This window comes from Rhodovulum sulfidophilum DSM 1374 (assembly GCF_001633165.1).
GTDB classification, from domain to species: domain Bacteria; phylum Pseudomonadota; class Alphaproteobacteria; order Rhodobacterales; family Rhodobacteraceae; genus Rhodovulum; species Rhodovulum sulfidophilum.
This window is the reverse complement of the sequence record NZ_CP015418.1, coordinates 1532646-1545000: the sequence shown is the minus strand read 5'-3', so window position 1 is coordinate 1545000 and position 12355 is coordinate 1532646. Positions and strand designations below refer to the sequence as shown.

The following is a 12355-nucleotide window of genomic DNA, read 5'->3' as shown; positions in this document are numbered from 1 at the left end:
GATCACCTACATTCTCTGGTTCCGGGGGATCGCATTGCTCGGGCCCTCGGCCGTTTCGCCCCTTGGGCGATTGAGCCCCGTCGCGGCAGTCCTGCTAGGCTGGGTCATCCTGAGCCAGACGCTTTCTCCGCTTCAAATCGTCGGCATGGTCCTCGCGCTCGCCAGCGCGTGGTTCGGACAGAAGGGTCAACGGACGCCGACCTTGGTCGCACAACCAGTGCAGCAGAGGTAGGGGACCCCGGACTCAGCGGAACGGGCCGTCACGGCTTGCGCTTCACTGAGATCACGATTGCGGCCCTGATCGGCCACGCAAGTCGGTGCTCAGGCCGCATGCAGCCCTCGTCCGCTCTGCGGACCTTCGCGGCTCGAAGGCATGCTTCAGCGGGGATGAGGGATTTCGCGGAGGCAGGTCGCAATCCTTTCCGTGCTGCAATGAAAGCGGATTCTGCCAGGGTGGCGGATATATTACCTCGCGGCCATGATGCCTGCCGCACCCTTGCGCAACAGGGCCTGGTCCGAGCCGCAGACGAAAACGCCCACGCCCTTTTCGACCCAGGCAGGAATTGCGGCGGCATCGCCGACGAACAAGCCGACGGCACAGCCCGCATGTTTGCAAGCTTCGACGATGGTCATGATGGCGTCGTCCAGCTCGGGCGACGGGAACCCCACGCCCATGGATTGCGACAGGTCCGCCGGGCCAATGAAGACCAGATCGACGTCCTTGATGGCGGCAATCGCATCCAGATGTGCAAGCGCGCATTCATCTTCGATCTGCACCATCACGACCGACTCCGTGTCGCTCTTTTCGCGATAGGACGGAATGCTCATGCCACCGTAATCTCCCGCCCGTGGAGAGGGCGACAGACCCCGTTTCAAACGGGCGAATTTCACGGCGTCGCAGACTGCTTCGGCGCCCTCCGGGTCCAGCACATGGGGCACCATGACCCCGGTCATGCCAAGATCCATCAGCGGAGCGATCCAGTCCGTTCCCTTGCCCCAGCGCCGGGACAGCAGGGGCAGGCCAACCGCACGCCCCGCCATCGCCATCATGTCCATTTCCGCCAGGCCGATGGGCGCATGTTCCTGATCGATCACCGCAAAATCGAGCCCGGCGAGACCGAGTATCTCGACCACATGCGGGCTTGGCGTTTTGACGAAGGTGCCGATAAGCACCTCACCTGCCAGGAGCCTGTCCCGAAAACTCATGCCGTATCCTCCAGCCGCTCGATGACCAGCGCGATGCCCTGCCCCCCGCCGATGCACATGGTGACAAGGGCATAGCGCCCAGAGATCCGCTGCAGCTCGTGTATCGCCTTGACGGCAAGGATCGCCCCCGTCGCGCCAAGCGGATGGCCCAGCGCAATCGCGCCGCCGTTCGGGTTTACCTTCTCGGGGTCGAGACCGAGCAGGCGGTTCACGGCGATGGCCTGCGCGGCGAACGCCTCGTTGCTTTCGATCACGTCGATCTCGGCCAATGACAGCCCCGCGCGGGACAGCGCCAGCGGAACCGCCTCGACAGGGCCCAGCCCCATGACCTCGGGGGGGACGCCCGCCACCGACCATGACAACAGCCGGGCGATGGGGTGGGCAGCCCTGGCCGCGTCTTCACCGGCCAGCACCAGCGCCGCAGCCCCATCGTTGATCCCCGAGGCATTGCCCGCCGTCACCGTGCCGTCCTTGCGGAAGGCGGGCCGCAGCCCCGCCAGCCTTGCGGCGTCGGTACCGGGCTTGGGGTATTCATCCTGCGACACCACGGTATCGCCGCGCCGTCCCTTGATGGTGACCGGGCAGATTTGCGTGTCGAACCGACCTTCCTCAATTGCGATCCCGGCCCGACGCTGGCTTTCGGCCGCAAACGCATCCTGTTCCTGCCGCGTGATGCCGTGCAGCCCGGCCACGTTTTCGGCTGTGACCCCCATGTGACCGATGTCGAAGGGATCGCTCAGCGCGCCGGTCAGCCAGTCGGTGACCGAGGCATCGCCCATCTTTACGCCGTCGCGCATCCCGCCGACGGTATGGGGCGCCCGGCTCATCGCCTCGGCGCCGAAGGCCAGCGCGAGGCGGCTTTCCCCGGCGCGGATCATCGTCGCTGCGGTGGCGATCGCCTGTGCGCCCGAGCCGCAAAGCCGGTTCAGCGTCAGCGCCTGCGACGTCGCCGGCATCCCCGCATCCATCGCGACCGCGCGCGCCAGGTACATGTCACGCGGCTGGGTCGGGATCACGTTCCCCGCGACCGCATTGTCGATCATCCTGGCCGAGACCTCTGCCCGCGCAATCGCCGCCTCGGCCGCAATGCGTCCCAGCGCGTCGGGGCCAAGCGACGACAATGCGCCGCCAAAGCTGCCGATGGGCGTCCGGGCAGCCCCGAGAATATAGATGTCCTGCATTCGAAAACCTTCTTTCCAGGCCGCCGCTCCGGCGCCCGCCCCTGCGTCTTTTCGATATCGCCTGGGCAGAGCCGCGGAAGGGCGTGCCCTGTGTTACCTGTCCAGGCCGATGACCTGCGCCGCGTTGCCCGACACCATCGCCCGTACCGCAGCGTCGTCATATCCCAGCGACAGGCAGTCGGAGACCGCGCGCCGAAATCCCTGCAGCGGGGTCAGCGTGCCAACCTGCCCAAGGTCCGAACACAGGATCGTCCGTTCCGGGCCCACCAGCTCGATATATTCCCCGAGCTGTTCGGTCGTATGGGTGCGGAATTTCGATCCTTCCAGGAAGAAGGCAAGCGAATGCTCGACCATCGCCCCCATGTCGGCGATCTCCCTGGTGTCCTCCATCGAGGCGCCGACGATATCCTCGGGATGGGTGAAGATCAGCCGCTCCACCCCGCGCTTCCTGGCTTCGGCAAAGATCTTCTTCGTCTCAGAGACATGCACATGCCCGCTTGCCAGGGCGAGCCCTGTCGCGGCGCAGACATCAAGAATGTCGTGAAGCTCCGGCAGCATCTTGCCATCGTCGTCCCATAGCCTGACCGCCGTCGCCGCCCGTATCCTTGAGGTGGAGGCGGGATGAGACCATCCGGACGTGGCCTGCCAGGACAGGTGGTTCTCTGCCGCAAGTGTCGGTAGCCAAACGATCTTGCCGCCCATCGCCGCGGTATGTTCGACCCCGTAAGGGTTGAGCCCACCCACCACGTTGTTCAGCGCGATGCCCGAGAACACCCGTGTTGTCAGATCGGGGTGATGGTGCGCGATCATCGTGGCGCACATCACGCCGGAATAGTCGTGATCCTTGGTCACTACCGCCGAAAACCCGGCTTCTGACAGCTCCCGGGCCAGTTCAAGATGGTCCAGCGCACGCGGCGCGATGGATGGCCCGCTATGCACATGCGGATCGACGGCTCCGACCAGAAGCTCGGAAATCCGGGCCTCATGTTCCAGAGGCATGGTGCCCTGCATCTTCACGCGTTCTCCTCCCATATGAATTCCGCACTGTCCCGCTCAGCGGAATTGTGTTCTATTATTTTTCGAATCGCACAGAAGTCAAGGGCCGGCCCCGTCCGTCCCGACGTTGCCACGCCTCATTCGGGGCCTGTAAAACCCTTGATCAGTGCCAACGGAGGACACGCATGGAAAACGACAAGAAGATGGGCGAGGGCCTGCAATCGGTGATCCTGACCATGCAGATCGTCGAACATGTGAGCCGCACCGGGAAGGGTGTCGGCGTCACCAGCCTGGCCACCGCGCTTGGCACTTCGAAAAGTCGCATTCACCGACACCTTCAGACCCTGGTGCAGCAGGGGTATGTCTTTCAGCACGAGGATTCCGAACGGTACGAGGTTGGCCATCAACTGGTGTCGCTGGGGCAGGCGGTGCTGGAAGGCACCGGGCTGATTGCCGCCACCAGAGACGCGCTTTTGGCGCTGCGCGACAGGCTTGGCCATTCCACCGTGGCCTCGCAGCTGACCCCGGACGGGATGCTGGTGATCGCCACGGTTTCGGGCCGCTCGCCCATCGAGATCGGGGTGCGCGTCGGATCGCTGCTCAGCTTTCACGGCTCCGCACAGGGCAAGGTGGCGGCGGCGTTCTCGTCCGAGGCCTTTCGCAACAGGGTGCTTGGCGGCACGTTGACCGCCTTTACCGAAGCGACCATCACCGATCCCGACAGGCTCCAGGCCGAGTTCGAGCTCATTCGGGAACGCGGCTGGGCGACCGCGCCGGACCAGGCGGCGCTGGGCCTCAACACGCTGGCGAGCCCGGTCCTCGATGGCGCCAACATGGTTTGCGGCACGGTCGGTTGTGTCAACCTGACTCAGTCGCTTGGCGCAGAGCCGTCGCCCGAGCAGATAGAGGCGTTGCTGGAAACGGCCCGCCAGGTTTCGGTCTTGATGGGGCATTCGGGCGACCAGCTTCTGCGCTGACGCATCCCACTTGCTGACGACGAACCGCGCCGCCGGCGCGTTGTCTTCGCATGCCTGCGCTTTCGTGGCTCCCGACCGGCCTTCGCCCGGTGCCCATCATGTGGCTTGACAGACAGATCTGCCGATAAATATGTTCCGTTAAAGGAAACACAGTTTCGCCAAGCGGAACATTCGCCGATGGTGGCGGTACACCGCGGGAGAGAAAGGGAGAGCATGTACGACAAGTCCGACCCGAGGGCCGCACTGGCAAGCACGCCCGCCGACAGCATGATCGGCGTCACCGGCCTTGTCGCCGAGGAGCAGGTTGCGACGTTCTACGACAGCCCACCGCAGCTGGATGACGACACCGGCCAGACTTGGCTGCAACGCGGTCACAATTTCCTGGTCGCTCTGAGCCATGCCGCCCCCGGTGCCAGCTTCGACCGCGTGGCGCAGGTTGATGAATATTGCGTGCTGCTGCCAAAGGGCGGCGCGACCATCGAATGGAACGGCGCGGTGACCGAGGTGCCGGGCCATTCCATCGCCTTCGTCCCCGCCGGCGACAGCCGTGTGACCCCCGAGGGGGGCGAGATCGTCCGCCTGTTCACCACCGCGAACGAAGACCTTCTGGCGCTGTGCGGCAATGCCGGCGGCTATGACCGGCCGCGCAGCCATGTAAAGCCGCTGACCGCCTGGCCCGCTCCGAAAGGCGGCTTCAAGGTCCGGCATTACAGTCTGGATGTGGCGCCGGAGCCGGGTCGTTTCGGGCGGATCTTCCGCTGCACCACGCTGATGGTGAACGTGCTCGAGCCGTTCGAGGGGCCGCGTGACCCTTCGAAGATGTCGCCGCATCACCACGACGACTTCGAACAGGGCAGCCTCGCGCTGAGCGGCGAGTTCACGCATTATCTGCGCTGGAGCTGGACATCGGACATGGCGGACTGGAAAGACGACAAGGTGCTGAAAATGGCCGCCCCGTCGCTGTTGGTGGTCCCGCCGCCCGTGATCCACACCACGCGCGCCACCGGCCCCGGCGACAACCTGCTTGCCGACATATTCAGCCCGCCGCGCGAGGATTTCTCGCTCAAGCCGGGGTGGGTTCTGAATGCAGAGGACTATCCGATGCCGGAACAGGCCTGAGTTATTCACAGGGAGGAGACCTGAATGACCATTACCCGCAGACGATTGCTGACCCGCGGCGCCGCCTTCACCACAGTGCTGGCCGCGCCGAATATCGCCCGCGCTTCCGGCAGGAGGATGCGCTTTGCCCATGCCGCGAACGAGGTCCACCCCGGCCACATCATGGCCACCAGCTTTGCCGCCGCGCTCGAGGAACTGCGCCCGGGCGGCTTTGATGTGCGGATCTTCCCCAACCGCCAGCTTGGCGATGACAAGCAGCTGCTTGAAGGCGCGGTGGCAGGGACGATGGATGTCGTGAGCGTCTCGGGGGTGCTGGTGCCCCTGGTCACCGGGCGGCAGGCGATGAACGCCTGGCAGATGCCGTTCCTGATCCGCGACTACGATCATTTCGGCAAGCTCGCGCATGGCCCTGTCGGACAGCAGATCCTCGATGATTTGCGTCCCGCCGGCCTGGTCGGCCTCTCGATCGCCAATACCGGCCAGCGGCATTTCCTGTCGATCGACCGAAATGTCGCCAGTATCGAGGATTTCGCCGGGCTCAAGACGCGCATCGTGCCGGTGCCGCTGCACCAGCAGATCTGGAAAACGGTGGGCACCGCGCCTGCCGGTCTGCCCTATGGCGAGGTTTACGGCGCGCTTGAAACCGGCGTTATCGACGCCGTCGAAATCAACGTCTCGTCGATGCTGGGGGAGAACCTGTGGGAGGTGGGCAAGCATTTCACCCTTACCGGGCATTATCCCTGGCACATGACAACGCTGATGTCGGAGCGCTTCTTCGAAGGGCTGGATGAAGAAGAGCGGGACGTCGTCGTGGAAGCAGGGAAGATGTCCACCGCCGCGACGATTGAATACGCCAAACAGCAGGACCTCGAGGGCCGCGAAGAACTGGCCGCCAGGGACGTCGAGATCGCGGAGCTGACCGATCTGTCGGAGATGCGTGCCCGTGTCGAAGGCCTGACGGCCGACTGGTCGTCGAAGGACCCGCTCATCGCGGCGATGGTGGAAGCCGCGGCCAAATCCGCATGATTCAGACCTGAACACGCTGCGAGGGCCGAGCCCCGCGCGTGCCGGACATACCTAAGGACGAAAACATGCAGTACAGGAGCGGGCCGCTCGCCCGTCTCGTTGCGGGCTACTTGTGCCTTATTCGGGGCCTTGCAGGGCTGAGCATGGCGGCCATAGTTGCGATCATGCTGGCACAGGTGTTCTGGCGCTATGTGCTCGGCGGAAGCCTGATCTGGGCCGAGGAGCTGTGTCGCTACCTGCTGATCTGGCAAACCTTCCTCGTGCTGGGACTGGCCTTCAGCAAGGGCGAATTCGTGTCCCTGGACTTCGTGCCCTCGCTGCTGTCGGCACGCCTGAGATGGGGGCTGCGCGCCGTGATGGCGGTGCCGATCCTGGCCTTCCTCGCGGTGATGACCTGGTATGGCTGGGATTTCGCCGAACGCATGGGAACCCAGACGATCCCTGCCCTCGATTTCATATGGTCCGCAGTGACAGGCGAGGCTCTCGGGCTGTCAATCCGCTGGGTTTATATCAGCGTTTCGGTCGGGATGGTGCTGCTTGCCGGACACATCCTCACCGGGCTCGTCGTCGATTTCCATCGGCAGGTGATCCTGAACCTCGGCGAGGAAGACGCAGCTCTCGCCCAAACCTCCGAGATGACATGAGCAGCTTCTTTCTTCTTTTCGCAGCCTTTCTGGCAACCGGTGTGCCGATTGCCCTGACGCTCGGCATCGCGGGGACCGCATATCTTTACCTGTCGGGCAATGGTGCGATGGCGCTGATGCTTCCGCAACGGATGATCGCGGGCATCGACCAATTCGTGCTTCTGACCATCCCGCTGTTCCTGCTGGCCGGGGCACTTATGAACGTGGGCGGCGTGACCACACGCATCGTGACCTTCGCACGCGCCATGGTCGGGCACCGGCCCGGAGGCATGTCTTCGGTATCGATCCTGTCGTCAGGGTTTTTCGCCGGAATCTCGGGAAGCGCGACCGCCGAAGCGTCGGCATTGGGGTCGATCCTGATCCCCTCGATGTCGAAACAGGGGATGCCGCCCGCCTATGCGGCGGCGCTCATCGCGGTAAGCTCCGTGATGGGGCCGATCATCCCGCCGTCGATCACCATGATCATCTACGGCGTCCTGTCAGGAGCCTCCATCGGGCAGCTTTTCCTGGCGGGGATCATGCCCGGCATCCTGATCGCCACCGGGCTTCTGATCTATGCGACCTGGCGGGCCAGGCGCGATGGCTTTCCGGTGATCCCCAGGATGACCGCGCGCGAGCGCTTTGCATCCACCCGGCGCACCCTCCCGGCACTGATCCTGCCCTTGATCATCCTCGTGGGGATCAAGGCGGGCATCTTCACCCCGACCGAGGCCGCTGCAGTGGCTGTGGGCTATGCGCTGATCATCGGCTTCATTTACCGTGAGCTGACGCCGAGCCGTGTCTGGGAGGCGCTGATCGCCACCGCGCTGGTCTCGACATCCATCCTCTTCATTACCTCGATGGCCAGCATCGTTTCCTTCGTCTTCACGCTGGAACAGGTGCCGCAGCTCATTGCCGACGGAATGCTCTCGCTGACCGAGAACCCACTGCTGATCCTTTTGCTGCTCAACATCTTTCTGCTGGTCCTCGGCATGTTCCTCGAGCCGATCTCGATTCTCATCCTGACCATGCCGATCCTGTTGAAGTTCCAGGATCTCATCGGAATGGATTCCGTGCAGTTCGGGACTGTCGTGGTGCTCAATGTCGTGATCGGCATGGCCACGCCGCCGGTCGGCATCCTCCTGTTCATCGGCGCCGCGATATCCGGACAGCCGGTGACCCGCGTCATCCGCGAGGCGCTGCCACTGATCGCCATCTGCCTGCTGGTGCTGGCGATCATTGCACTGGTGCCGCAAGTCGCCCTTTTCATTCCCCGTTTCATGGTCTGACACATGACACATGTCCTGATCGCCATCGCTCATCCCGATCCGGCCTCGTTCAACCATGCGCTCGCCTTCGCCACCGCCGAGGCCCTGCGCGCCGCGGGTCACGAGGTCACCATCTCGGACCTTGCCGCCGAGGGTTTCCGCGCCGACCTTTCCCCGGCGGACATGACCGAGCGCGCCGATCCGGCCCGCTTTCACGTCCAGGCCGAACAGGCGAACGCCGCCCGGGCCGGAACCTATGCGCCTGACATTGCGCGCGAACAGGCACGGGTGGCGCAAGCGGACGCGGTCATTCTGCAATTTCCGATCTGGTGGGGAGGACCGCCCGCATTGCTGAAAGGCTGGATTGACCGCGTGCTGAGCTACGGTTTCGGCTACGTTGACGGTCGGCGGTTTGACACCGACATATTCAAGGGGCGGCGGGCGATGATTTCGGTCACCACCGGAGGCACGCCCGAGCGGTTCTCGGAGCAAGGCGTTTATGGCCCGATTGACCCGCTTCTGATGCCGATCCGCAAGCTCGCGCTGGAATACATGGGATTTGAGGTCGAGCCGCTTCAGGTTGCCTACGCTGTCTCGCGGATAAGCGAGCCCGAGCGGAAAAAGCACATCGACCGTCTCATCGCCGCCGCCTGCGCCATGTCCAGCCGCCCGAGCCATCGCAGCGACGCCTGGAAAACCGCCCTTGATGACGTCCCCGAAGGCGCCTGGGCCCGCAGGGGCTGACATGAGCGGTTCGGGCTGAAAACACCCGTCATCTTCAGCGCGTGACGCCCAGTTGCGCGCGGCGATCCTTCCGCCAGCTGATCAACGCAACGAAGGGCTCAGCTGGTCAGCCGCGCAAGGACCGCCTCGACGTCGTCGAGAAAGCCGCGCCAGTCCCCGTCCTCGTCGATCCCGTTCATGTGCATGAGGAAAAGCCCCTCGACCGCGAGGAAGGCGACCCGCGCCGCGCGGGCGTCGGCCGAACCGCCGCCGAGCCGGTGGAAGACCCCGCAATACCAGTCGCGTGTCTCCTGTCGGTTGGCCGGGTCTTCGAGGTAGGTGACCATGAGCCCCGCCATCTTGGCATCCATGGCCTGCTGCGAGGCCCGGGTCGCCGCGATGTAGCGTCGGACGAAGGCCAGCGGGTCGTCACCGGTCTCGCCTTCCATCATGGCGTCGAATTGGCTGGTCCATCGCTCGATGAGAGCCCGCACGAGGTCGTCCTTGCTGGCGAAGGAATACTGCACCCCGCCTTTGGAGACGCCCGCCGCCCGGGCCAGCGCGCCGATGGTCAGAGCCGCCCCGCCCCCCTTGCGCACTATCTCTTCGGCGACGTCGAGCAATCGGTCGCGGGTGATCGTCGGAGTTCTGCCCATGAGCCTCCTCGGTGCGGTCGTCGGAACGTTGAAATCCATACGTATGTATTTATATGCCGGATGCAACGCGATTTCAGGTGATGCATGCCCCTTCCCCGACCCGATCCGAACCGCTGGCTGGTGTTGCTGGCGGTGATGCTGGCCTTTCTGCCGGTGGTGCTGGACATGACGATCCTGCATGTGGCGGTGCCGACACTGACCCAGGCGCTGGGGGCGAGCAACACCGAGGTCTTGTGGATCATCGACATCTATCCGCTGCTGATGGCGGGGCTTCTGGTGCCGATGGGCACCCTGGCGGACCGTGTCGGCACCCGGCGCATCCTTCTGACCGGGCTGGCAGTCTTTGGCCTTGCCTCGGCCCTGGCGGCCTATGCGCCGAGCCCGGCCCTGCTGATCGCCGCGCGGATGCTGCTGGCGGTTGGCGGGGCGATGATCACGCCCTGCGTGCTGGGGGTCATCCGCCGCACCTTCGAAGACCCGGCCGAGCGCGGTCTCGCGCTGGGTCTCTGGGGCACGGTGGGCGCGGCCGGTGCGGCGGTGGGGCCGCTGATCGGCGGCGCGCTGCTGGGGCATTTCTGGTGGGGCTCGGTCTTCCTGATCAACCTGCCGGTGATGCTGTTCGTTCTGCCGGTCTGCTGGCTCTTGCTGCCGCGCCACGAGGAGCTCAGCCCCGGCCGTTGGGCCATCGGCCAGGCGCTGCTGCTGATCCTCGGAATGATCGCCACCGTCTATGCCATCAAGGCGGGGTTCGGCGCGAAACAGCCGGTCGCGGTCGTGCTGCCGGTTCTGGTCCTGGGCGTGGCTCTGCTGTCGGTCTTTGCCCGCCTGCAGCTGCTGAGCGCCGAGCCGATGCTGGATCTGTCGCTGTTTGCGCGCCCGGCGATCCTGGCGGGGATCATCATGGCCATCGTGGCCAGCGGCGCTCTGGCGGGGGTCGAACTGACGCTGGCGCAGGAGCTGCAATATGTCCTGGGCAAGACCCCGCTGCAGGCCGGGGTTTTCATGATCCCGATCATGGTGGCCGCGGGGCTTGGCGGACCCGTCGCGGGCTGGTTGTCCGAGCGCTTCGGTCTGCGGCCGGTGGCCTGCCTGTCGCTGGCGATCTCAGCGGGCGCGCTTGCAGGCCTTGCCGTCACGGATTTCCACCATCCCGGGCTGGTCGTGCCAGTGCTGCTGGTGCTCCTCGGGCTGGCGCTGAGCATCGGGCTTACCGCCTCGTCGATCGCGATCATGGGCGCGGCCGATGCGCGTGAGGCCGGGGCCGCGGGCTCGCTCGAGGCGACGGGATACGAGCTGGGAAGCGGTCTCGGGATCACGCTGTTCGGGGTCTTCATGTCGGTGGTGTTCGGACGCCATCTTGTCCTGCCCGAGGGCGTACCGGAGCCGCTGGCCGACCAGGCGGCACGCTCGATCGGCGATGTCTACATTGCCGCCCGGCAGCTTGACGCCGACCAGGGGGCGGCGGTGATCGCCGCCGGCAAGGCCGCGTTTTCCGCGACCCATTCGGTGCTGCTGACGACAGCGGCCCTGCTGATGGGCCTTCTGGCGGTCCTGGTGTTCTTCCTGCTGGCCCAGGGGCGTCGGGCCGTGGCCTTCCAGCACTGATCCCCGGCACGGATCAAGGCGCGCCCGGGGGTCACGCGCCGGCCAGAAGCCCGGCATAGACACCGCCTTTCGCCGCCAGCGCCGCGTGGATGCCGGTCTCGACCATCCGTCCGTGCTGCATGACCACGATCATGTCGGCATCGCGGACGGTCGAGAGCCGATGCGCGATGGTGATGGTCGTGCGGCCCTTCGCCAGCGCATCCAGGGCCTGCGACATCGCGCGTTCGGTGCGGGTATCGAGCGCGCTCGTCGCCTCGTCCAGCAGCAGGATCGGCGGGTCGCGCAGAATGGTGCGGGCCAGCGCCAGGCGCTGCTTCTCGCCGCCCGAGAACCGGAAGCCTCCCTCGCCGACCAGGGTGTCATAGCCCTCGGGCAAGGCCGCGATATGGTCATGGATCTGCGCCACCTTCGCGGCCGCGATCATCTGGGCCCCGGTCGCCTCGGGGCAGGCAAAGCGCAGGTTCTCGGCCACCGAGGCATTGAGCAGATAGGGCTCCTGCGACACGACCCCCAGCATCTGCGACAGCGTCGCAAAGCCGAGATCGCGCAGATCCACCCCGTCGAAGCGGATCGCGCCAGCTTCGACATCGTAAAGCCGCGCCAGAAGGTAGCCGAGCGTGGTCTTGCCCGAGCCCGTCGGCCCGACGATGGCGACATGGCTGCCCGCCGGGATGATCAGGGTCACATCATCGATCGCCCGGAGGGACTGCCCCCCATAGGCAAAGCTGACATGGTCCAGCTGCACCGCACCGCGCATGTCGGACCGGTGGATGGTCACCGGATCGGCGCGCTCGGTGATCTCGACCGGCTTGTCGAGATATTCGAAGACGCGGGCAAAGAGGGCACGGGTCTTGCGGGCATCGCGAGCGACCTCGAGCAATTGCTCGAAGGGCCACAGAAGCTGTTCCTGAAGCGCGATCATCGCGACGAGCGTGCCGATGCTGGCAGGCTTACCGGTCTGCATCAACAGCCCGC

The 12355-nt window shown here is 65.2% G+C and carries 13 protein-coding genes (1 of these 13 running past the window's edge); 8 read left to right on the top strand and 5 right to left on the bottom strand.

Annotation, left to right across the window (positions count from 1 at the left end; translation table 11 throughout):
- Nucleotides 1-232 carry the final stretch of an EamA family transporter gene (locus A6W98_RS07290; protein ID WP_042464737.1) on the top strand. The gene continues 647 nt to the left of window position 1, outside the view, so only the last 232 of its 879 coding nucleotides appear in the window; its start codon lies off the left edge, out of view; it ends in the stop codon at nt 230-232.
- Nucleotides 233-465: 233 nt separating this feature from the next.
- Here A6W98_RS07290 and A6W98_RS07285 read toward each other — a convergent pair whose 3' ends face one another.
- The 3 genes from A6W98_RS07285 to A6W98_RS07275 form a co-directional block, all read right to left on the bottom strand.
- Complete coding sequence (locus A6W98_RS07285; protein WP_042459715.1) at nt 466-1206, bottom strand: HpcH/HpaI aldolase family protein; 741 nt, start codon at nt 1204-1206, stop codon at nt 466-468.
- Nucleotides 1203-2387, bottom strand: coding sequence for an acetyl-CoA C-acyltransferase (locus tag A6W98_RS07280; RefSeq protein WP_042459712.1), 1185 nt, complete (start codon nt 2385-2387; stop codon nt 1203-1205). The genes A6W98_RS07285 and A6W98_RS07280 overlap by 4 nt, the downstream gene beginning before the upstream one ends.
- A 93-nt stretch (nt 2388-2480) precedes the next feature.
- A complete protein-coding gene (locus A6W98_RS07275) occupies nt 2481-3419 on the bottom strand; it encodes a DUF6282 family protein (protein ID WP_231098391.1) in 939 nt (312 codons plus the stop codon).
- A gap of 149 nt (nt 3420-3568) precedes the next feature.
- Between A6W98_RS07275 and A6W98_RS20970 the strand changes: the two genes are divergently transcribed.
- The 6 genes from A6W98_RS20970 (at nt 3569) to A6W98_RS07245 (ending at nt 9140) form a co-directional block, all read left to right on the top strand.
- Nucleotides 3569-4360, top strand: coding sequence for an IclR family transcriptional regulator (locus A6W98_RS20970; protein WP_042459709.1), 792 nt, complete (start codon nt 3569-3571; stop codon nt 4358-4360).
- Nucleotides 4361-4627: 267 nt separating this feature from the next.
- Nucleotides 4628-5479 carry a cupin domain-containing protein gene (locus A6W98_RS07265; RefSeq protein WP_231098390.1) on the top strand — a complete coding sequence of 284 codons (852 nt, stop codon included), beginning with the start codon at nt 4628-4630 and terminating at the stop codon, nt 5477-5479.
- Nucleotides 5480-5503: 24 nt separating this feature from the next.
- Entirely contained in the window at nt 5504-6505 is a 1002-nt protein-coding gene (locus tag A6W98_RS07260) for a TRAP transporter substrate-binding protein (RefSeq protein ID WP_081251836.1), read from the top strand.
- A gap of 65 nt (nt 6506-6570) precedes the next feature.
- A complete protein-coding gene (locus A6W98_RS07255; RefSeq protein ID WP_081251834.1) occupies nt 6571-7149 on the top strand; it encodes a TRAP transporter small permease in 579 nt (192 codons plus the stop codon).
- A complete protein-coding gene (locus A6W98_RS07250) occupies nt 7146-8417 on the top strand; it encodes a TRAP transporter large permease (protein ID WP_042459698.1) in 1272 nt (423 codons plus the stop codon). Before A6W98_RS07255 ends, A6W98_RS07250 begins: the two co-directional genes overlap by 4 nt.
- A gap of 3 nt (nt 8418-8420) precedes the next feature.
- Nucleotides 8421-9140: an NAD(P)H-dependent oxidoreductase gene (locus A6W98_RS07245; RefSeq protein ID WP_052677970.1), complete on the top strand. Its 720-nt coding sequence runs from the start codon at nt 8421-8423 to the stop codon at nt 9138-9140.
- A gap of 98 nt (nt 9141-9238) precedes the next feature.
- Here A6W98_RS07245 and A6W98_RS07240 read toward each other — a convergent pair whose 3' ends face one another.
- Nucleotides 9239-9775 carry a TetR/AcrR family transcriptional regulator gene (locus tag A6W98_RS07240; protein WP_042459695.1) on the bottom strand — a complete coding sequence of 179 codons (537 nt, stop codon included), beginning with the start codon at nt 9773-9775 and terminating at the stop codon, nt 9239-9241.
- A gap of 84 nt (nt 9776-9859) precedes the next feature.
- On the opposite strand from A6W98_RS07240, the gene A6W98_RS07235 reads away from it, so the two are divergent.
- On the top strand, nt 9860-11380 hold the full coding sequence (locus A6W98_RS07235; protein ID WP_042459691.1) for an MFS transporter: 1521 nt from the start codon (nt 9860-9862) through the stop codon (nt 11378-11380).
- Nucleotides 11381-11411: 31 nt separating this feature from the next.
- On the opposite strand, the gene A6W98_RS07230 is transcribed toward A6W98_RS07235, so the two are convergent.
- Nucleotides 11412-12344, bottom strand: coding sequence for an ABC transporter ATP-binding protein (locus A6W98_RS07230; protein WP_231098388.1), 933 nt, complete (start codon nt 12342-12344; stop codon nt 11412-11414).
- Nucleotides 12345-12355 lie beyond the last annotated feature (11 nt).